Annotated in this window: 17 protein-coding genes and 1 riboswitch; of the genes, 7 read left to right on the top strand and 10 right to left on the bottom strand. The window is 67.1% G+C overall.

Features of this window, described 5'->3' with window-relative positions; all coding sequences use genetic code 11:
- A riboswitch (SAM riboswitch) is annotated at window positions 1-117 on the bottom strand.
- Window positions 118-180: 63 nt separating this feature from the next.
- Entirely contained in the window at window positions 181-630 is a 450-nt protein-coding gene (locus tag OHB12_RS23105) for an Rv0361 family membrane protein (RefSeq protein WP_327110675.1), read from the bottom strand.
- Between the two features lie 430 nt (window positions 631-1,060).
- On the opposite strand from OHB12_RS23105, the gene OHB12_RS23110 reads away from it, so the two are divergent.
- Together OHB12_RS23110 and OHB12_RS23115 are read left to right on the top strand one after the other, a co-directional pair.
- Window positions 1,061-2,473 (top strand): FAD-dependent oxidoreductase, encoded by a 1,413-nt coding sequence (locus OHB12_RS23110; protein WP_327121354.1) that lies wholly within the window; start codon window positions 1,061-1,063, stop codon window positions 2,471-2,473.
- An 84-nt stretch (window positions 2,474-2,557) separates the two neighbouring features.
- Window positions 2,558-3,433, top strand: a complete 876-nt coding sequence (locus OHB12_RS23115) for an amidohydrolase family protein (protein ID WP_327110676.1) — start codon at window positions 2,558-2,560, stop codon at window positions 3,431-3,433.
- 253 nt (window positions 3,434-3,686) lie between these two features.
- Here OHB12_RS23115 and OHB12_RS23120 read toward each other — a convergent pair whose 3' ends face one another.
- Both OHB12_RS23120 and OHB12_RS23125 read right to left on the bottom strand, forming a co-directional pair.
- Complete coding sequence (locus tag OHB12_RS23120) at window positions 3,687-4,184, bottom strand: DUF456 domain-containing protein (protein ID WP_327110677.1); 498 nt, start codon at window positions 4,182-4,184, stop codon at window positions 3,687-3,689.
- 53 nt (window positions 4,185-4,237) lie between these two features.
- The gene (locus OHB12_RS23125) at window positions 4,238-5,725 is read right to left on the bottom strand and encodes an aminotransferase class V-fold PLP-dependent enzyme (RefSeq protein WP_327110678.1); all 1,488 of its coding nucleotides are present in this window, start codon (window positions 5,723-5,725) and stop codon (window positions 4,238-4,240) included.
- Between the two features lie 459 nt (window positions 5,726-6,184).
- Between OHB12_RS23125 and OHB12_RS23130 the strand changes: the two genes are divergently transcribed.
- On the top strand, window positions 6,185-6,634 hold the full coding sequence (locus tag OHB12_RS23130) for a hypothetical protein (protein WP_327110679.1): 450 nt from the start codon (window positions 6,185-6,187) through the stop codon (window positions 6,632-6,634).
- On the top strand, window positions 6,535-7,125 hold the full coding sequence (locus tag OHB12_RS23135) for a TetR/AcrR family transcriptional regulator (RefSeq protein ID WP_327110680.1): 591 nt from the start codon (window positions 6,535-6,537) through the stop codon (window positions 7,123-7,125). Before OHB12_RS23130 ends, OHB12_RS23135 begins: the two co-directional genes overlap by 100 nt.
- A gap of 221 nt (window positions 7,126-7,346) precedes the next feature.
- On the opposite strand, the gene OHB12_RS23140 is transcribed toward OHB12_RS23135, so the two are convergent.
- Together OHB12_RS23140 and OHB12_RS23145 are read right to left on the bottom strand one after the other, a co-directional pair.
- A complete protein-coding gene (locus OHB12_RS23140; RefSeq protein ID WP_327121356.1) occupies window positions 7,347-7,928 on the bottom strand; it encodes a methylated-DNA--[protein]-cysteine S-methyltransferase in 582 nt (193 codons plus the stop codon).
- Window positions 7,929-8,175: 247 nt separating this feature from the next.
- Window positions 8,176-8,610, bottom strand: a complete 435-nt coding sequence (locus OHB12_RS23145) for a hypothetical protein (RefSeq protein WP_327110681.1) — start codon at window positions 8,608-8,610, stop codon at window positions 8,176-8,178.
- A 63-nt stretch (window positions 8,611-8,673) separates the two neighbouring features.
- Here OHB12_RS23145 and yczR point away from each other — a divergent pair, with 63 nt between their 5' ends.
- The gene (yczR, locus tag OHB12_RS23150) at window positions 8,674-10,179 is read left to right on the top strand and encodes a MocR-like transcription factor YczR (protein ID WP_327110682.1); all 1,506 of its coding nucleotides are present in this window, start codon (window positions 8,674-8,676) and stop codon (window positions 10,177-10,179) included.
- Between the two features lie 279 nt (window positions 10,180-10,458).
- On the opposite strand, the gene OHB12_RS23155 is transcribed toward yczR, so the two are convergent.
- The 4 genes from OHB12_RS23155 to OHB12_RS23170 form a co-directional block, all read right to left on the bottom strand.
- Window positions 10,459-11,571, bottom strand: coding sequence for a CaiB/BaiF CoA transferase family protein (locus tag OHB12_RS23155; protein WP_327110683.1), 1,113 nt, complete (start codon window positions 11,569-11,571; stop codon window positions 10,459-10,461).
- A 118-nt stretch (window positions 11,572-11,689) separates the two neighbouring features.
- A complete protein-coding gene (locus OHB12_RS23160) occupies window positions 11,690-11,977 on the bottom strand; it encodes a hypothetical protein (protein ID WP_327110684.1) in 288 nt (95 codons plus the stop codon).
- A gap of 158 nt (window positions 11,978-12,135) precedes the next feature.
- Entirely contained in the window at window positions 12,136-14,739 is a 2,604-nt protein-coding gene (locus tag OHB12_RS23165) for a helix-turn-helix transcriptional regulator (RefSeq protein WP_327110685.1), read from the bottom strand.
- A gap of 117 nt (window positions 14,740-14,856) precedes the next feature.
- Complete coding sequence (locus OHB12_RS23170) at window positions 14,857-16,146, bottom strand: adenylosuccinate synthase (RefSeq protein ID WP_327110686.1); 1,290 nt, start codon at window positions 16,144-16,146, stop codon at window positions 14,857-14,859.
- Window positions 16,147-16,423: 277 nt separating this feature from the next.
- On the opposite strand from OHB12_RS23170, the gene OHB12_RS23175 reads away from it, so the two are divergent.
- Together OHB12_RS23175 and OHB12_RS23180 are read left to right on the top strand one after the other, a co-directional pair.
- Window positions 16,424-17,086, top strand: a complete 663-nt coding sequence (locus OHB12_RS23175) for a hypothetical protein (protein ID WP_327110687.1) — start codon at window positions 16,424-16,426, stop codon at window positions 17,084-17,086.
- On the top strand, window positions 17,083-17,865 hold the full coding sequence (locus tag OHB12_RS23180) for a site-2 protease family protein (protein WP_327110688.1): 783 nt from the start codon (window positions 17,083-17,085) through the stop codon (window positions 17,863-17,865). The genes OHB12_RS23175 and OHB12_RS23180 overlap by 4 nt, the downstream gene beginning before the upstream one ends.
- Before the next feature lie 356 nt (window positions 17,866-18,221).
- Here OHB12_RS23180 and OHB12_RS23185 read toward each other — a convergent pair whose 3' ends face one another.
- Window positions 18,222-19,325: an FUSC family protein gene (locus OHB12_RS23185; RefSeq protein WP_327121358.1), complete on the bottom strand. Its 1,104-nt coding sequence runs from the start codon at window positions 19,323-19,325 to the stop codon at window positions 18,222-18,224.
- Window positions 19,326-19,371: the final 46 nt, after the last annotated feature.

Raw genomic sequence — 19,371 nt, forward strand, 5'->3', positions numbered from 1 at the left:
AATCCGCACTTGCCGCGCTCAGGCTCGAGCCACGGCCAGGTCGTCACCCGGAGCACCCCACCGCGGAGGAGGGTTGCCGACCAGTAATGCCGGGGCTTGACACTGGTTCTCATGACCTTCGACTGAGATTGCACCGATGCGGGTCACCGTGTCAAACGGTTGGCCGCACTGCGGGAACATTCAGTGACAGACCAGCCACTTCGCACCGGATCTGGTCAGATTCCAGGTCGCCGTCTTCTCCTCGCCGTCGACCTTCGTGGTCACGGTCACCCTGCCCTTGTCGCCGTCCCTCATCGGATTGTCGAGTTTCGTGATTTCGACGGACTTTCCGGGCCCCGCCTGTCCGGCCAGCGGCGAACGTGCGGCGTCGAAGCCATGGCATGCGGTGCCGGGCGGCGGCACCGTGGCGGTGTTGTTGGAGCCATCGACGAACTTGCGGACCGCCGCGACAATGCGGTCGGAATCTGTGACATTCTTCTCAGTCGGCGACAGCATCCCGCCGAGCACGATTCCGACCAACACGATCACCGCGACCGCCGCCGCCGCGACGAAAGGGACCGCGGAACGCTTGTCGGTCTGATCGACCCGGATGATTTCGTCCTCGCCCGCGGTCGGCTGCTGCTCGGTCATGACTCGATGATCCCTGGTCGCCGCGGGTATCGAGCGACCAGGCCCCGATTCGGGACACGCTTAATCACTCGACGGAGACCGGGCGGTCGCTATAGCGAGCGCGGGAACGGGTAACCGGAAATTGTGACGTTCGATGGCATCCATCCAGTTCACGCACCGGCGCGGTGCGGCATCGGCCACCCCGATAGAATCGCGGGACTGCGGTCGGCTGTCATAGCCAATCGGCAGCTCGTCGCCGCAGTGAACCGGGCACCGTGCAGACCCGAGCCAGCATCGCCGGTGTCGGCACCGACAGGGTGCAACCAAGCCAGTGCGTCAACTTAGCCTAAGCTAAGACCGACGTTAATTGTTATTCGACCAATAAGGGTGCGCGTAAGAGATGACCGAACAGAGTGCAGGATCGACAAGCGGTGTACACGGGCCCTCCGTGATGACGCAAGCTGCCTCCTCCGGGCCGGACGCGCACACCGCAGGGACCCGCCCGCTCCGCATCGCGATCGTGGGCGCAGGACCGGCCGGGATCTACGCCGCCGACGCGTTGATGAAATCCGACGCAGAGGTGAGCATCGACCTGTTCGAACGCATGCCTGCGCCGTTCGGGCTGATCCGGTACGGCGTCGCGCCGGACCATCCGCGGATCAAGGGCATCATCACCGCCCTGCACAAGGTGCTCGACAAGCCGCAGGTGCGACTGCTGGGCAACATCGACTACGGCACCGACATCACCCTCGACGACCTGCGCACCTTCTACGACGCGGTGATCTTCTCCACCGGAGCCAATGCCGACCGTGCCCTGGACGTCCCCGGCATCGGCCTGGACGGTTCGTTCGGCGCGGCGGACTTCGTGTCCTGGTACGACGGGCACCCCGACGTACCGCGCACCTGGCCACTGGACGCGGAGAAAGTCGCGGTCCTCGGCGTCGGCAACGTCGCACTCGACGTGGCGCGTGTGCTGGCCAAGACCGGCGACGAACTGCTGCCCACCGAGATCCCGCCGAACGTCTACAAGGGGTTGAAGAACAACAAGGCCGTCGAGGTCCACGTCTTCGGCCGCCGTGGACCCGCCCAGGCCAAGTTCACCCCGCTCGAGCTGCGCGAGCTCGACCACTCGCCGACCATCGAGGTCATCGTCGACCCCGAAGACATCGACTACGACGAAGGCTCCGAAGCCGCGCGCCGCCACTCCAAGCAGGTCGACATGGTCGCCAACACCCTCGAGCAGTGGGCCATCCGCGACGTCGGCGACCGACCGCACAAGCTGTTCCTGCACTTCTTCGAGTCCCCGTCCGAGGTGCTCGGCGAAGACGGCAAGGTCGTGGGCCTGCGCACCGAGCGCACCCAGCTCGACGGCACCGGCAACGTCAAAGGCACCGGCGTCTTCAAGGACTGGGACATCCAGGCGGTCTACCGCGCCGTCGGCTATCTGTCGCAGAACCTGACCAACCTGCCCTTCGACGACCAGGCCGGCACCGTGCCGAACGAGGCCGGTCGCGTGATCGCCGACGAGAACGCCGACGGCGCCGACCGCTACCTGCCTGGCACCTACGTCACCGGCTGGATCAAGCGTGGTCCCGTCGGCCTGATCGGCCACACCAAGGGCGACGCCAACGAGACCGTGGCCTGCCTGCTCGACGACAGCACGAGCTTCACCCCGGCCGCCGCACCGGAGCTTGACGCCGTCACCGAGTTCCTCGAGGGCAAGGGCATCCCGTTCACCACCTGGCAAGGCTGGTACCGCCTGGATGCCCACGAGCGCGCGCTCGGCGAGCCGGAGGGCCGGGAGCGGGTCAAAGTCGTCGAGCGCGAGGACATGCTCCGTGCCAGCGAGCCACACAAGGTCTGATCACCCCGGCGGGACCAGCTCCGCTGCCGCGGCAACCACCCTGCTGCGGCAGCGGAAAACCCGACACTGAGGCATTCTGTACAAGTGTTCGATGCCCACCTGCACATCTTCGACCCGCGGTTCCCGCTGGCCGAGAACGAGGGCTACCTGCCCGACCCGTTCACCATCGCCGACTACCGAAAGCGCATGGCGCGCTTCGACGTCGGCGGCGGCGCCGTGGTCAGCGGCTCGTTCCAGGGCACGGATCAGAGCTACCTGAAGGCCGCCCTCGCCGAACTGGGCGATGGCTGGGTCGGCGTCACCCGCCTGGACCTGGACGCCACCGACGAGGAGATCATCGAGCTGGACCGCATCGGTGTGCGCGCGCTGCGGTTCAACCTCAAACGCGCCGCCGCCGACATCACCGGGATGACGCTCCAGGCGTTGCGGGCCTACGAACTCGTCGGTTGGCACGTCGAGGTCTATATCGACGGCACCATGCTCGGCTCGCTGCAACCGGTCATTTCCAAGCTCCCCGCGCTGTCGGTCGACCATCTCGGCATGTCGGAAGAGGGTCTGCCGTTCCTGCTGGATCTCGTCGATCGAGGGGCGCGGGTCAAGGCCACCGGTTTCGGTCGAGTCGCGATGAACGTCGCCGACACGCTGCGCCGCATCCACGCGGTGAATCCCGAAGCCCTCATGTTCGGCAGCGATCTCCCCGGCACCCGCGCGGGGCGCCCATTCAAGGACTCGGACGTCGACCTCCTCTGCGATGTAGTCGGCACCGACATGTACCCGGTACTGGAAGACAACGCGCGCGCCTTCTACCGGCTCCCGGCCCGCGAGCGCACCGCCCCCACCGACCCGGCCCCGACGCTGCCGCTGTACCGTCCCGAACCGCCGACCCTCCGGCTGCACCGCGACGAACTCCCCGAAGCCCAAGCGGGAGACACAATTCCGTTCCCCGCTATCGAACGGTAGCGGTCACGACTTCCACCTCGCCGGCGATCGTCACCGTCACGACCGAACGGTGCTCGACCGTACCTATCGCTCACTCGCTGCGCTCGCTCATGACTCCACCTCGCTGACGCTCGGCTCCGCCATGACCGAGCGATGCTCGGCTGTGCCTATCGCTCACTCGCTGCGCTCGCTCATGACTCCACCTCGCTGACGCTCGGCTCCGCCATGACCGAGCGATGCTCGGCTGTGTCTGTCGTTCACTCGCTGCGCTCGCTCAGGCGACGATGATGCCGACGACCCAGACGCCGGTGGCCAGCAGCGCACCGAAGAGTTCGATGAGCATGGACAGGCCGACGCCCTTCAGCGCGTGAACCGTTGCCTGCCAGGCCTGTTGGCCGGCACGCAGGCGATGGAGTTCCGAAAGGTACACGCCGAGAACGAAACCGACGAACAGGCCGACCACCGGGATCACGAAGAACCCGACGATGCCGAGGATCGCGCCGAGGAAGACCGCACGGTTGGACACACCCGCGTCCTTCATCTTGCGTCCCGGCCAGGTGTACTTGACGACCCCGGAAATCACGAGCAGCGCCGTACAGATCGCGAAGACGATCCACGCCGTAGCGCCGCCGGTCAGAAAGGCCCACACGGCGATAGCACCGAAGATCAGGATGACGCCCGGCAGGATCGGGACGATGATCCCGACGAGGCCGACCAGAATGGCGAGGCCGACGAGTAGGGTGTACCAACCCTGATCTGAGAATGTTTGCACGGATTGAGCCTATGTCCTACTTGCTTGGCCTGATCGACCGCGAAGGAGTCCGGTCAGCATCGTTCCCGAGGTCGCAGGCCGTCCACCGTCGCAGGCCGGTTCCGGTACGTGTCTTCAGCGAAGCCGAGGAATCGCTCGACGTCCTGAATATTCGACGGTGTCCCGAACGACACCCGGATGGCACCGCCGCTCGGTAGACCCAGCACGGTGACGTATTCCTCGATGGTCGGGAGGTGTGCTCCGAACAGGCGCCGCAATATGGGCAACTGGATATCGAAGGCCCCTTCGCCCGCACCTGGGTTGCAGAAACAACCCGTGCGGATGGAGAAGCCCGCTGCCGCGGACTCGGTGGCGACCAAGCGCTCGTCGACGACGATACCGTCCGGGTCGAGGAAATTGAACGTGACCGTGCCCCCGCGACGGACCGTGTCCTGCGGTCCGTAGATACGGATCATCGACGCACCGTTGTCGTGTGTCAGCGACCGCAGCCGGTCGAGAAACCATCCGGCCAGACACACGACCCGGCGGTGCACCAGGTCGACGCCGACTTCCCGCAACCAGTCGATCCCGAAGGTGACATCCGGAATGGACAGGAAATTCAGCGTCCCGTCTTCGTAGGCGCTTTCGTCGTCGGTCAGCATATGCCAGTCGCCCTGGACGCTCACGGCCGCGATAGTGCCGCCCGCGAACCACGGCCTGCGCAGCCTGGCCAGCGCCTCCCGGCGTGCGACCAGGCATCCGACCCCGGTCGGGTAGCCGAAGAGCTTGTACCAGCTGATCGGCACGAAATCGGCTCGTACGACACTCAGGTCCAGTTCGTTGGTGGGGAGATATGCGGCCGCGTCCAGCAGTACGTCGTAGCCGTGCCGGTGCGCCAGCTCTACCCAGTCGAGCGGATGTTGGACTCCGGTGAAATTGCTCTGCGCCGGAAAGGCGAACAAACCGCGCCTATCCGGCTTGCTTTTCCTGGAGACGCCGGGGAACTGTAACCGCGGGCGGTTGCTCAATGCGGCGTGCACGGCCTCATCCGTCGTTCGCAGATCGGGCGTGCTGATCGGAACATGCGCCACCTCGGCTCGTTTCGCCCTGGCGAATTCTCGCATTCCGATAATCGAGTTGTGGTTGTCCGAGGTCATGACGAAGCGCGAACCACGCGCGAACGGATAGGCCTCGCCGACGATCCGGCAGGCCGAACTCGCATTGGCAGTGAAGATCGCGCAGTATTCGTCAGGTGCGGCATTCAGGTGCGCGAGCACCGCACGACGTGCCTGGTCTACCAATTCGGTCGCTGCCCGCGAGGTCGGATTCTCCGAATGCGGGTTACCGAAACAGTTCTCGGAAAGCCGGTCCTGGTGCGATCGGTATTGTGCTGTCGCGGCGAGCCCGGCTCCCGCGAAGTCGAGGTACACCAGACCGTTCTGGTCCAGGTACGAGTACTGCTCCTTACGTATGTGATCGAGCGAACTTGTGGACTCGTAGTCGGGATATGCGGCAAGGAATTCCGCCGGGGCGTCAGCTGACTGCGCACTGGGCTTGTTCATTACTGTTTCCCCTCGGTCGGAACGTCAGCCGGGCCGTGTCATACCGACAGCGGTTCCTCCTGAGGCAGCTGCCGGGGGCACAGATGTCCGAGTAGCTCGAACCACACGCGAGGTGAATCGAGCGCCCGAGAACACGTCTACGGGTGCCGCGATGTCGCCTTTGAACATTCATCCGGCTCCTCTGATCGAGACGTCGAAACCCCTGTTCAGTACTGCATTTCAGGCACGTAGATGGACGTTACCCCGAACACGGAGCGAGTTGTCAGGCCAGGTCGCCAAGGGTGGGAACGGCCGGGCCGACCTCGTAGCGAGGTTGCTCTAGGAGCGTGAGTTTCCCGGCACTTGTAGGGACCCCGTAATCAGGGCCACTCCGGCGGTCCAGGTCGGCGGCCTTGACTCAGCTAACGTTGTTAGCCATAATTGGCTAACAACGTTAGCTAACTTGAAGGAGGGATGGTCATGTCAACGATGGCCACCGAGAACCTGGCCGGGCAGCAAGACGGCACAACCGGGCGTACCCGGAGTCGGCTCGGACGTACGCTGCTCTGTCTGGCGGCGGCCGGTGCGGCAGCGTCCGCGGCGAACGCGATCGGCGGGGTTGCCGACGCGGAGTCGGCGGTGAAGGTGGTCGAGACCTGGCGGGCGTACGGCTACGTGGTCTTCGCCGGCCTGTTCGCGCTCCTCGCCCTGCGGCCGAACAACTACCGGGGCGTCTGGGAACTCGTCATCCTCCACAAGGTGGCGCTCACCGTGACCGCCCTCGTCTACAGCCGGAACGACGCTATCGAGGGCACCGGCACGATCCTCGCATGGGATGGCGGGCTGTCCGTCGTCCTGCTCGTCGCCTACCTGCTCTGCCGCGGCTGGGCGTCGCCGACACCGGCCTGGACGCCTGGTGGGCGCGGGTGAACCGGCGCGAGGAGATCGTCGACGTGGCCGAGCGGTTGCTCGAGCGGAATGGCCCGAACGGCGTCACCATGCGCCAGGTGGCCGAGCAGTTGGGCATCCAGGCACCATCGCTGTACAAGCACGTGTCAGGCAAGGCCGACATCGAGGTGGCGTTGCAGCAGCGGGCGCTACAACGCCTCACCGCGGCACTGCAACCAGCCGAAGACCTGCAGGCCCTCGCGGCAGCATATCGCCGGTGGGCGCTGGAACACCCCAGGCTGTACGAGTTCGCCGCCCGGACGCCGCTGACCCGGGATCGGATCGAACCAGGGCTCGAAGTCGCCGCTGCCGCCCCGTTGCTGCGGATGACAGGTGGCGACCAGGTCGGTGCCCGGGCGTTGTGGGGAATAGCGCATGGGCTGGTGGATCTCGAACTGGCAGACCGCTTCCCAGCCGACGCGGACCTGGACGCGGTGTGGGCGCGCGCAGTGGCTGCGTTCAACCCGTCCTGAGCCCGTCCCTGCCCTCCTGCGGCGGCCGGCTCACGTCCGGCATCGAAAATCTCTCGATCGAACGTGGCAATGGCGAGAATGCCGGGGTGGAACGCGAGCGCCTGGCGAAGCCGAGTAAATGGCTGTCGAATCCGATCGGTCGGCGCGCAGCCAGACAACGCGCCCATCGGCAGTGGGTTGTCGCAGAGGCAGGCTGCCTTCGAAGATGATCTGGAGGCAACTCAGAACAGCGTCGGCTCGCCGAACCCAGAGGTGCGCTCGATTGCCAGAAGCTGTTGTTTGGTGTCGATACCGCCTGGTGCGGAGAATCCATGCAGCGCGTGGTCGGCGGCGAGCACGCGGTGGCACGGGATGATGAGCGGAATCGGGTTGCGGCCCAGCGCTTGTCCGACCGCCTGGGCGGCGCCTGGTGCGCCGACGCGGTTGGCGACCTGTCCGTAGCTGAGGGTGTGGCCGGGATCGATGGCGCGTGTCACGTCGTAGACGGCGCGGTGGAACTGCGGAATTTCACTGGTATCCAACGGAATCCAGCGCAAGTCATCGAGCTCGCCTGCGAGGTGGGCACGGATGGCCGTGATGGCCTCGGCTACCACGCCGGTGGCCGCTTCTTCGCGAACCTCCTCGTCCGGGCGTCCGGTGCGACGGCAGGTGATACGTGCCAGGGTCGCTGCCGGGCTGACCTCGGGAAGCTGGAATCGGATCACCGCCGTGCCACGCCACCCGATCGCGCAGTAGCCGATGACGGTGTCGAACAGCGCCGCCGCGGCGGGGACGCTGGTAGCGCCGGCACGGCCGGGCACCATGGGCTCGGCGGCAGAGTGATCAGCCGAAGTGGTGGGGCCGGTGGCCGCGCCGGTGCAACGTGTGACCTCGGTTACCGAGGACGTCGCTGCGGTGGTCGAGGGTGCGGCTCCGATTGCAGCGGGTGCGGCCTGGGTGGCGAAGCGAGTGGCCTCGGTGGTCCGAGCGGCCTCGGCAGCAAGGCGAGTGGAGTCACTCATGCCCCAAGTCTGCACCGGGCGACCGACAAGTTCGGAAAGGTCAGGCCAGTTATCCGAAACTGGTCTTGGACGCGCCTGCGGGTGACCCGGCCGTCAGCGGCTCCGGCTCGGTTTCGTCGCAGTTGACCAGCAGCGGTGACGTGGCCTTGCGTGTGCTGCCACCACACTGGCCCCCTGCGGGCACACCGGTTTTCCGTGTGGGCCTGGCCGACGTGATCGGCGCGGGGACGGGGCGCACGCCGACGGCTCGATCGGCCTCCGCTATGCCAGGAAGGTCCTTATCCAGAATGTCGCCGCGCCCGTAGATCGCCGCGAGATCCGAGTATCGCCGCTGCACGTCATAGTACGAACAGGTCTGGTCGGACATCGGCGTGCGCGGGTGGAAGCGCTCGAGACGAAAGGCTCGCTCGTCGCGTCTCGGCGCGAAGTGGTAGATCAGAAATCCGGAGAAGGCGAGGATCAGCACGGTGGTAAGGACGGTCATGTCGCACAGCGTGCGCTCGACTGGCCTTGCCAATAAATATCCAATCAGTCAATACTGGCCTGTATGGCGACGAGAGTGATCGGCGCGGGCAGCTTGGCTCGCGACCTGGGTCGGTGGCGGAACATGGACGACGGCGAGGGCAATTCGGCCGGGCGGCGGTCCGCGCGTCCGGCGTACCTGGCGCTCGCCGAAGGCATTCGGCTGCTGATCCACGACGGGCGCGCACCCTTGGGTGTCGCGCTGCCCAGCGAACGCGATCTCGCCGCCACCCTGGGGGTCAGTCGCACGACCATCACGTCCACCTACTCACTGTTGCGGGAGCACGGCTACCTGATCAGCAGGCAGGGCTCGCGCAGCACCGTGGCGCTGCCACGCGACGTGCAGCACGACGGCATCAAGCCGGCCAGGAGCATCCTCGCCACAATGGCGCCGCCCGAGCTGCCCACCATCGACATGACCTACGCCGCCATGGCCGCACCGATCGAGATGCAAGAAGCGTATTCGACTGCTCTGCAAGGGCTTCCGACGTATCTCGGCACGCACGGCATGGACCCGGTCGGTGTGCTCGCGCTACGCGAGGCGATCGCCCGCCGCTACACCGCGCGCGGCCTGCCGACCGACCCGGACCAGATCCTGGTCACCCTCGGCGCACAGCACGGCCTGCGCCTACTGCTGAACGTGCTCACCGCACCCGCCGCCCGCGTGCTCATCGACCACCCGACCTATCCGAACGCCATCGAGGCGATTCGCGACGTCGGTGCCCGCCCGGTGCCGGTGCCGCTGCGCCCGGAAGACCCGGTGGCCCGCTGGGATCTCGACGGAATCCGCAGCGCCGCACGGCAAACCGCGGCCACGCTTGCCTACCTCGTGCCGGATTACAACAATCCGACCGGCCTGCTGCTGGACGCCGACGGCCGTGCCGAGCTGGCTGTCATCGCCAGGGAGACCAGGATGACCGTCGTGATCGACGAGTCCATGGCGGATCTCGGGCTCGGCAACGAAGTCCCGCCACCTCCGGTCGCGGCGTTCGCCAAGGGCGCCGAGATCGTCACGATCGGCTCGGCGTCGAAATCGTTCTGGGGTGGTCTGCGCGTCGGCTGGATTCGCACCAACCAGTCGCTGATCACCAAACTGCTCGGCATCCGTTCCACGGTCGATCTCGGCACCCCTGTCATGGACCAGTTGGCCACCGTCCACCTGCTCGAGCACGCGGACGTCATCCTCGACCGCCGCCGCGGCCAATTGCGTTCGCAGCGTGTCGCTCTGCTCGATTCCCTCGCCGAGGAGCTGCCGGACTGGCGCGTGACCGTCGGTGCGGGCGGCATGTCGGTGTGGGCGCAGCTGCCGAGTTCGGTGTCGACCGCACTGGCCGCGACAGCGCCCAATCACGGCGTATTGCTTGCCGCGGGGCCGAGATTCGGCGTGCAGGGCGCGTTCGAACGGTTCCTACGGCTGCCGTTCACGCACCAGGAACCCGAATTACGATTGGCGGTCAAGGCAATTGCCTCCGCCTATGAGGCGCTGACGCCACGTGCCGCCGATCCGTTGACGCCGTTGACCTGCTACTGATACCGCGGGAGGCCTGCGGAGGACCTTGGCCGGCGGCACTTCCCCTCCGAGCGCCGCCGGGCACGACCCGGCCCGCCACCCCTCGGGGCTGGCCCTCGTCGTGCGCGGACGGCGTGCAGAAGGCTGCACGGCGCCGAGGCCTCCAGCAAGCAAGGCGGTCAAGCAGCGGACCGGACGAGTGCTTGTCCGGACCAGCCGAACTCGAGAGTCGCCTGCTCGCGGACAGTATGGCAGTCGAACCGCCAACTGTCGAACCAGTTGGTTTGTTGCAACGTTGAATTACTCGCTCGATGCTCGGTCGGCCCACACCGACTCGATGGGCGTGGCCGTGGTCGGCGGTGGGGTGGGGATGCCGTTCGGGGTGCGGGAGAACCGAGGCGCCGGGGCATGCTGGGTGATGTCGTCCAGCTCCAGCAGCGAGCCGCGGGCCGCGATGTGCTCGTTCTTCGTCGCCTCCGCAAAAGTGAGGACCGGCGAGACGCAAGCGTCGGTCCCGACGAAGATCTCGGTCCACTCGTCGCGGGTCTTGGCCCGGAAGCGTTCGGCGAACAGCTTTTTCAACGTCTCCTGGCCCGCCGGGTCGAGCTGGAAGGGCAGTCCTTCCGGATCGATCTCGAGCCCGGCGAGCAGCTGCGCGTAGAACTGCGGCTCGATCGCGCCGACCGCCATGTACTTGCCGTCGGAGGTTTCGTAAGTGTCGTAGAACGACATTCCGGTGTCGAGCAGGTTCACGCCGCGCTCGTCGGACCAGGCGCCCGCTCCGCGCATCCCCCAGATCATGTGCGAAAGGGCAAGGGCGCCATCGACCATCGCCGCGTCGATCACCTGCCCCTTGCCCGAAGTCTGTCGCTCGACCAGTGCGGCGAGGATGCCGAACACCAGGAACATCGAGCCGCCTCCGAAGTCGCCCACCATGTTCAGCGGCGGGACCGGGCGCTCCCCCTTACGCCCGATCGCGTGCAGCACGCCGGTGATGGAGATGTAATTGATGTCGTGTCCGGCGCGGTCGGCCAGTGGACCCTCCTGACCCCAGCCGGTCATCCGGCCGTAGACCAGGCGGGGGTTGCGAGCGAGCGCATCGTCCGGGCCGATGCCCATCCGCTCGGTGACGCCGGGACGGAAGCCTTCGATCAGCACGTCCGCCTTCTCGACCAGGCCGAGCACCTTCTCGAGATCGGCGGGGTCCTTGAGGTTGGCCTCGACGACGGTCCTTCCGCGCAGCTGCGGCCGGTCGAAACCGCCGGGCAGCTGGCCGGCGCGCTGCACTCGCACTACGTCGGCGCCGAGATCGGCGAGCAGCAGTGCGGCGTGCGGACCGGGGCCGATACCGGCCAGTTCGATGACCTTGATGCCAGCGAGCGGGCCATGCCCGGCGGTGGATGAAGTGCCCACGCCCTACCTCGGTTCGTCGTTGATCCAGCACGCCGCCGGACGCGACCGGGAAGCGTGTATTGACAGTATGACAATAACGATCGCCGCCCGGCCCCACCGGCGCCGAGCAGCACGGCCATCAATCGATCCGGTGTTCGCGATAGAAATCGCAGGCGGCCCCGGTGATGTAGCCGTCCTCGCAACCGAAGTACGTCTGTATGCAGGCGTTCGACGAGCACCCGATTTCGATCAGCTTCTGCCTGATCCGCGAACTGCGCTCCTGCGGAGTCTCCGACCTCGGTGTCGCCGACACCCGGCTGGTCGCCGACAGCGAACCGGGGATCGGCGCCTGCTGCCCGCTCGAGCAGCCGAGCGTGAGCGCCATCCCGGCCGCAACCGAACACACGACGATGAAAACCCGCACCATCCGTCCCAACCACACCGAAGAAAACCCTGGTCACGTCAGCCTAACAACCAGTTCGCCCCAGCGAGCGACATCGAGCCTAGACAAGCACGAGTGCGTGCACCGTGTCGATCCTCCGGCCGCATCGTGTCACGGGGCATGCTCGGCCTGCGGCCGGAACCTCACCTGGCTCCGGATTCGCCGCGCATCAGGGCGCCGAGGGATTCGCGATCGGTGACGTCCATCTTGATGCAGGCACGGTAGAGATGCCCCTCCACCGTGCGCACCGAGACGGTGAGGCGGTCCGCGATCTGCCGATTGGACAGCCCCGCGGCGACGAGATTCGCGATCTCGCGTTCCCGCGCGGTCAACGGCAACGGCTGCGCGGCGTGCCGCAGGGCGGGCGTGCTCGCTCCGCCACAGGCGGCGGCAAGGCGGTTCGCCGCGGCGGCGGACTCCAGCAGCCTGCGCCGGTTCCCGGCCCGCTCATGTGCCGACGCGGCCTGGGCAGCGGCGTCAGCCGCCGACAGCATCGCACCGATGCGCTCGAATTCCGCCGCGGCGGCGTCGAGTCCGGGACCGTCGTGTGCGGCGAGGGCTACCGCGTGTCGTGCCTGCGCCTGCACGAGCCGTCCCTCCACCCGGGACGCCAGGTCGGCCAGCCGTCCTGCCGCGGAGTGATCACCGAATCGGGCCGCGGTGTGCAGCGCCATGGCCTCGATCGCATGCTGATGCGCGCGGGCTGCCGCGTCGGCCGCGCCGATGGCGATCCGGACGGCCGGGGTGACGGTGCCCTCGGCGGCAGCCTGCCAGGCACGGGCGATTTCGAGCTGTGGTTCGTAGACCGCACTGTGCCGTCCCCCACGCGCGGTGGCGTCCGCGATCGACTCGGCCGCTTCGACGGCGCGGCCGAGCGCCGAATACGCCTCGGCCAGGCGAATTCTCGCCGGAAACATCCAGGCGGCCGCGCCTTCGGCCGACAGCGCGGCCAGCGCCTGTTCCAGATGCTCGATGCCGACCAGGAACCGGCCCTGCGCCACGTCGACGGTGCCCTGCAGAATCTTCGACATGCCCCAGGCCAGGTATTGCCCCGGCGCGGAGTAGCCGAAATACGCTCCGGCGCAATGCCGTGCTGCCTCGAGATCGCCGGTGAAGGTGAGCGCGAGCACCTCCGCGTGCGTGGACATGAAGCGGTTGAGCCCGTCGATGTGCTCTTCCACCTCGTGACCGCGTGCCGCGTACTCCCTTGCGGCCTCGCCCTTGCCCATCAACGCCAGTGCGAGGCCGCCGCCGAACGCGGCCCACCACACCGCCCACGGCGGCGCGCCCTCCGTGGTCATGACCGTTTCGGCCTCGGTGAACGCGTGGTCGATCCGGTTCTCGTTGACGGCCGACGCCGAGCCGAGACCGGTGAAGATCGCGGCGATCTTCGGATGCTTCACCTTGCCGCGCAACAGTGTCAGCACTTCGTCGGCGCGGTCGGCATCGCCCATCGCCCACAACAGATTCGCCACCCGGGTGCTACCCCAGCGCGCAAGCTGCACCTCGTCGAGCTGGTCCGGGTCGAAGCTGGCCAACGTGCGTTCGGCCTCGATCCGATGCCCCTGCCACAACAGGGCGCGGGCCAGCAGGTCGGCGGCCTCCACGCCGCCGCGCCGCTCCACCGCGGCCCGCGCGAAACGTTCGCCCAGTGGCAGATTCGCCAAACCGATCGCGTCGGCGGCGGCGGCTTCGAACAATTCCAGATCCGCGGATTTATCACTGTCCAAGGCCAATTCGGCCAGCCGGATACGGTCAGCGGCGGAGTTGATCGGACGTTCTTTGAGCGAGGAATACAGACGACCACGCAATCGTCGTGCCGAGGCGATGCCGAGCCTGCGCCGGATCACCTCGCCGAACAGCGGGTGGTTGTATCGCACGGTGAGCTGATGCGAACTCTCCACAACCCGGATCACGCCGCGGTTCTCGGCGGCTTCCACCGCATCCTCACCAGCCAATTCGGCGAGTACGTCGAGATCGATCGGCTCGCAGAAGGTCAGCAGTTCCAGCACCCGCAGCACCGGATCGGGCAGCTGCTCGACCCGATCCTCCAGCAGCGCGGCCAGTTCCGAGGTCACCGCGGCCCGGCCGCGCAGCTGCCACACACCGTTCACCTGGCGCAGCGTGCCCGCCTCCAGCGCTCCCTCGACCAAATGCTTGAGGAACAGGGCGTTTCCGGCCGAGGACTCCCACATCAGGTTGGCGGTGAACCCCTCCAGCTGCCCGCCGAGCATCGACTCCACCAGCTCCACGCTCTGGCGCTGGCTGAACGGGCGCAGATCGATGCGCATCAGATGCCCGTCTTTCCACAGCGAGGTGACCGCGTCGGGCACCGGCACTCCGCTGCGGACGGTGACCACGATGTGCGCGGCCTTGTCGATGGCCAGCTGCAACAGCAGGGTTGCCGAGAGCTGGTCGAGCAGGTGCGCGTCGTCCACCCCGATCACCGTGTGCCCGTCGGCGAGTAGTGCCTCGCGCGCGGCGGACATGAACGTCACCGGATCGTGCGCCGTATAGACGCCGACCATGTGCGCGAACACCCCCAGTGGAATGCTGCGTGCCGACTCCGTGCCCGCCACCCAGCGAATATTGCCGCCGATCGCGGAGGTGGCATGCCGGGCCAGCGTGGTCTTGCCCACCCCGGCATCGCCGGTGAGCACCACCCCGACATGTTCCGGCCCGGTCAGCGCCGCGCGGATCGCCTCGAATTCGCTTTCGCGCTCGATCATCGGCCAGTTCCGAGCCATGCTCTTACTGTAGTTCTTCGCCGATCATGATCGAAGTCGACGAACCATGAACGGGCACGGGGATTTCTTGTGATCGGGGCCGAAATTCCGCTGGACCGCAGCGAATTCGAACAGGTTCTAGCCGAGGACGTCGTGCCGGACGATCGTCTGATCCCGGCCGGGACCGACACCGACACAAGAAATCCGGGCGCCGGACAGCTCCTCCAGACGCAACACGTACGCCTGTGCGTTCGCCGGCAGCTCCTCGAAGGTACGCGCGCCGGAGATGTCCTCCCACCAGCCGGGCATCTCCTCGAAAATCGGCTTCGCGTGGTGGAATCCGGTCTGGGTGGTCGGCATCTGCTCGACCCGCTCGCCGTCGACGTCATAGGCGACGCAGATCGGCACCGTCTCCAGGCTGGACAGAACGTCCAGCTTGGTGAGGAAGTAGTCGGTGATGCCGTTGACCCGGGTGGCGTAGCGGGCGATCACCGCGTCGAACCAGCCGCAGCGTCGCGCGCGGCCGGTGGTTACGCCGACTTCGCCGCCGGTCTTGGCCAGGTACGTGCCGAACTCGTCGAACAGCTCCGTCGGGAACGGACCGGAGCCGACCCGGGTGGTGTAGCACTTCAGGATGCCGAGCACCGTATTGATCCGATTGGGCCCGACGCCCGCGCCGACCGCCGCACCGCCGGAAGTCGGGTTCGACGAGGTGACGTACGGGTAGGTGCCGTGGTCCACGTCCAGCAGGGTGCCCTGTGAACCCTCCAGCAGCACCGTCTCCCCGCGCTCCAGCGCCAGGTTCAGCTGTAGCCGGGTGTCGGCGATCCGGTGCTTGAAGCTGTCGGCCTGTGCGAGCACCTCGTCGACCACCTGCTGCGGGTCGAGCGCACGGCGGTTGTAGATCTTGACCAGCACCTGGTTCTTGAACTCCAGCGCGGCCTCGACCTTCTGGGTGAGGATCTTCTCGTCGAGCACGTCTGCGACGCGCACGCCGACGCGGGCGACCTTGTCCTGGTAGCAGGGGCCGATGCCGCGGCCCGTGGTGCCGATCTTCTTGTTGCCGAGGAAGCGTTCGGTGACCTTATCGATGGCCACGTGGTACGGCATGATCAGGTGTGCGTCGGCGGAGAGCAGCAGGCCGGAGGTGTCCACGCCGCGCTCTTCCAGCCCGGCCAGCTCCGCGAGCAGCACACCAGGGTCGATGACGACGCCGTTGCCGATGACGTTCGTCACGCCGGGGGTGAGAATGCCGGAGGGGATCAGGTGCAGGGCGAAATTGTCCCCGTTGGGCAGTACCACGGTGTGTCCGGCGTTGTTGCCGCCTTGGTAGCGAACCACCCACTGCACCCGGCCACCGAGCAGATCGGTTGCTTTGCCCTTACCTTCGTCACCCCATTGGGCGCCGATGAGGACGATTGCCGGCATTGTCGTGTCTCCTACGGTTCGACAGGCAACACTGGTGTGTTGCAGCTACCTGCCGTACTGAGGCGGTGGCCGGAAGCACAGTCTAGCCGACCCGTCCGAAGCAGCGTCGCGTCGGATCTCGCCGTAGTCTCGACAACGGTGTGGTCAGAGCCGGGCAGGGCTATGGTTGCACGGCACGCCGAGCGGCACAGCGCGGCGTCAACCGGAGCGAACCACAGGGGGTTCGCCCTGCGAGGCCCGACGGTGTCGGCTCGAACCGAGGAGGGTGTACGGCAGCTTGAGTACCCATGTTCTCCGCTGCGACGGCGCACCCGTACCCATTGCGCTCGCGGCGCTGCCGACCACTCAAACGGGCGCGATCCCCGACACCTCCGCGATCGACGAACTCCTTCCCGTGCTGGCGGCCGACAGCCTGCCGCGCCTGATCGTGCTCGGTGAGGACGCCGCGCTGGCCGCGGTGCTCACCCACCTGATGCGCACCGAGCGGCTGCACGTGGAGATCGGCTATGTGCCGGTCGACAAGACCCACGGTGCACGCGTTTACCAGACCGGCACCGGTAACGCCGCCGCCAAGCGCGCTCTCGAGGGCCGCGCCACCGAGACGCCGCTGATCAGGGACGACACCGGCACGGTTCTGGTCGGTCGCGCGGTCGTCACCGGCGTCGGCGGGAAAAAGCTGGAGGGCGAGGCCTACGTCGACGACACCCAGCTGTTCTCCGGCACAGTGCCTGCCATGCTGGTCTCGCCGACCTTGGAGCTGCCCGGCATACATGCGGCCGTGCAGAAGGGCATCTTCCGCAGGCGCCACTGGCTCGAGGGCCGGGCGGCACAACTCGGCACCCCGGGCGCGATCGTCACCAGGGACGGTATCCGCACCGACCGGCCCGTGCCGCGCTCGAGCTTCTATCGCCACCACGAGTCCTGGCTGCTGGTCCGATGACTTCCCCGTTCCCAATCGACCGAAGGTCGCGCGCGATCCGGCCGAGCCCGGTGTTCCTGCTCGTGATCATCCTCACGGTGGTCGGCGGCGTGTTGGCCTGGGACGCCCCGGTCGACTCGACCAAGGCCAAGGTCGGGGTGTTCGTACTCGTGGTGTTCGGCTGGATCGTCACGTTGTGCCTGCACGAGTTCGCGCACGCGTTCACGGCGTGGCGGGCCGGAGACCGTGAAGTGGAGCTGCGCGGATACCTGACGCTGAACCCGTTGAAGTACAGCCATCCGCTGCTGTCGATCGTGTTGCCGATGGTGTTCATCGCGCTCGGCGGGATCGGCCTGCCGGGCGGAGCGGTCTACGTGCACACCCACAATGTCGCGCCGCGCACACAACGGATCATCAGCGGCGCCGGGCCTTTCGTGAACGCGCTGTGCGCGGTGCTGCTGCTCGCGGTCGTCCGGTTCGCGGGCAGCGCGAGTGCGCATCCCGCGTTCTGGTTCGGCGTGAGTTTCCTTGCGTTCCTTCAGGTCACGGCAACTCTCCTGAACCTGATCCCGCTGCCCGGGCTCGACGGCTACGGCATCGTCGAGCCGTCGCTGAGCTACCGGACACGGCGCTCGCTCGATCAGTTCAAGCCGTTCGGCATGCTGATCCTGTTTGCGCTGCTGTTCACCCCGGCCATCAACCAGGTGTTCTTCGACGCGGTGTACGCCCTCTTCGAACTGTCCGGCGTTCCATCGAATTGGTCGCGATACGGGAGCTACCTGACCCGCTTCTGGACCTGAACCCGGTGTCCCGGAGGCCGGGGATTCAAGCTCCGGTCCGTCCCGCAGTTCCCGCTTATGGGGGCCGGACCGGAAACGCACGGGCCGCCCGATCGACGCAACCGGGCGGCCCTGCTCCGCACTCCCGGCGATCCGCCCCAACCCGCCGTACGGATATGGCCGGTGGAGCGTTGTGCCCGGGTGCGAAGTGGTCGACCGCGACACCCCTCGTCTCGCGGTCACCCAAAAAGTTACGGCGCGGACGCCGGCGAGACACGAGTACTGCACTACCCAACGATCGAACCGGCGCTCGCCTCCGGCCGCGAGCAACCTCCACGCCCCGCATGGAATGTCCGAATCTCGCTGAGTAGTCCGGCTCAGGACTGGGGCGGCACGTAGGGGTTCTTGACTGTCGGGGGCAGCAGGGCCATCGCGGAAACGCGCTGCACGCCGCACACCTGCATCAGGTCGACCAGCGTCGAACGCACCTGCGCGAACACGACGTGCGCCGAAAGTCCGGCGCCCGCCACCAATTCCGGGCGCGCCCCCTTCGCGACCGAGCGCAGCACGCGGGCAGCTTCGGCCCGGTCGGGTTGCTCACCGGGGTCGGCGAGCATCATCCGGCGCACCACGTCTACGGCTTGGCCGAGGCGCTCCACCTCGTCGATCAGTCCGGGATGGAGGATTTCGTCGTCGCGGACCAGAGTCAGCGAGCGCCGCAACAGGACTCGGGTGTTGCGGACGGCGTTGTCCAGCGGATCCGCTGTGGCCCTGATGCGTTCGAGGCGGTCGCGGGAGTTCCAGTACAGCGGGGAGATCCGGCTGATCTCGCGTCCGCCCTCCAGCGTGGCGCGCAACGAGTCGATCTGTGGCTGAGTCGCTCGAACGGCGGTGAGCGCGCGGCGCACCTTCTCCTGGTCCTGCTCGAGCAGTCCGTCGGCGCACTCGGTGATCGACTTGCCCATCACGCCGAGGATTTCCGCGGCCAACGTCCTGGCGCGGCGCACCGGGTGCAGTGGGATCGCGGCGACCACCACCACGCCGACCAGGCCGCCGACCAGCGCGTCGATCATGCGGGAGAAACCGCCGCCCGCCGAGGGCGGCAGCAACGTCGCGACCAACACCGCGGAACCGGCCGCCTGCATCGTGATGATCGAGCCGCCGTCGAGGAACACCACCACGGCCATGGCGACCGCGACCACAAGCGCGATCTGCCACCAGCCGGTGCCGACGCGGGAGATGAACAGGTCACCGATGCCGATGCCGACGGCAACGCCGACCACCAACTCCACCGAGCGCCGCAGCCGGGCACCGAAGGAGATCCCGATCGACACCACCGCCGCGGTCGGCGCGAAGAACGGCAGCGCGTGACCGATCACGTGATGCGCGAGGAACCAGGCCAGCGCAGCGCCGACGGCACACTGGATGATCGGCAGCCCAGACCGCCGCAGCCGCGCCCATGAGGAGCGCAGCCGAACCATGCTGCTCGCCTTGGCGGCACCGAGGCGAGAATTCGGGTCGAGCACA

Origin of the sequence: Nocardia sp. NBC_01730 (genome assembly GCF_035920445.1) — a bacterium.
Classification (GTDB): Bacteria; Actinomycetota; Actinomycetes; order Mycobacteriales; family Mycobacteriaceae; genus Nocardia.

Excerpts from the sequence above, each read along its gene's own strand:
- OHB12_RS23105 (WP_327110675.1), bottom strand. The coding sequence starts at position 630 with ATGACCGAGCAGCAGCCGACCGCGGGCGAGGACGAAATCATCCGGGTC.
- OHB12_RS23110 (WP_327121354.1), top strand. The coding sequence starts at position 1,061 with ATGACGCAAGCTGCCTCCTCCGGGCCGGACGCGCACACCGCAGGGACC.
- OHB12_RS23125 (WP_327110678.1), bottom strand. The coding sequence starts at position 5,725 with ATGAACAAGCCCAGTGCGCAGTCAGCTGACGCCCCGGCGGAATTCCTT.
- OHB12_RS23130 (WP_327110679.1), top strand. The coding sequence starts at position 6,185 with ATGTCAACGATGGCCACCGAGAACCTGGCCGGGCAGCAAGACGGCACA.
- OHB12_RS23135 (WP_327110680.1), top strand. The coding sequence starts at position 6,535 with ATGGGATGGCGGGCTGTCCGTCGTCCTGCTCGTCGCCTACCTGCTCTG.
- OHB12_RS23140 (WP_327121356.1), bottom strand. The coding sequence starts at position 7,928 with ATGGTGCCCGGCCGTGCCGGCGCTACCAGCGTCCCCGCCGCGGCGGCG.
- OHB12_RS23145 (WP_327110681.1), bottom strand. The coding sequence starts at position 8,610 with ATGACCGTCCTTACCACCGTGCTGATCCTCGCCTTCTCCGGATTTCTG.
- yczR (WP_327110682.1), top strand. The coding sequence starts at position 8,674 with ATGGCGACGAGAGTGATCGGCGCGGGCAGCTTGGCTCGCGACCTGGGT.
- OHB12_RS23160 (WP_327110684.1), bottom strand. The coding sequence starts at position 11,977 with ATGGTGCGGGTTTTCATCGTCGTGTGTTCGGTTGCGGCCGGGATGGCG.
- OHB12_RS23165 (WP_327110685.1), bottom strand. The coding sequence starts at position 14,739 with ATGGCTCGGAACTGGCCGATGATCGAGCGCGAAAGCGAATTCGAGGCG.
- OHB12_RS23170 (WP_327110686.1), bottom strand. The coding sequence starts at position 16,146 with ATGCCGGCAATCGTCCTCATCGGCGCCCAATGGGGTGACGAAGGTAAG.
- OHB12_RS23180 (WP_327110688.1), top strand. The coding sequence starts at position 17,083 with ATGACTTCCCCGTTCCCAATCGACCGAAGGTCGCGCGCGATCCGGCCG.
- OHB12_RS23185 (WP_327121358.1), bottom strand. The coding sequence starts at position 19,325 with ATGGTTCGGCTGCGCTCCTCATGGGCGCGGCTGCGGCGGTCTGGGCTG.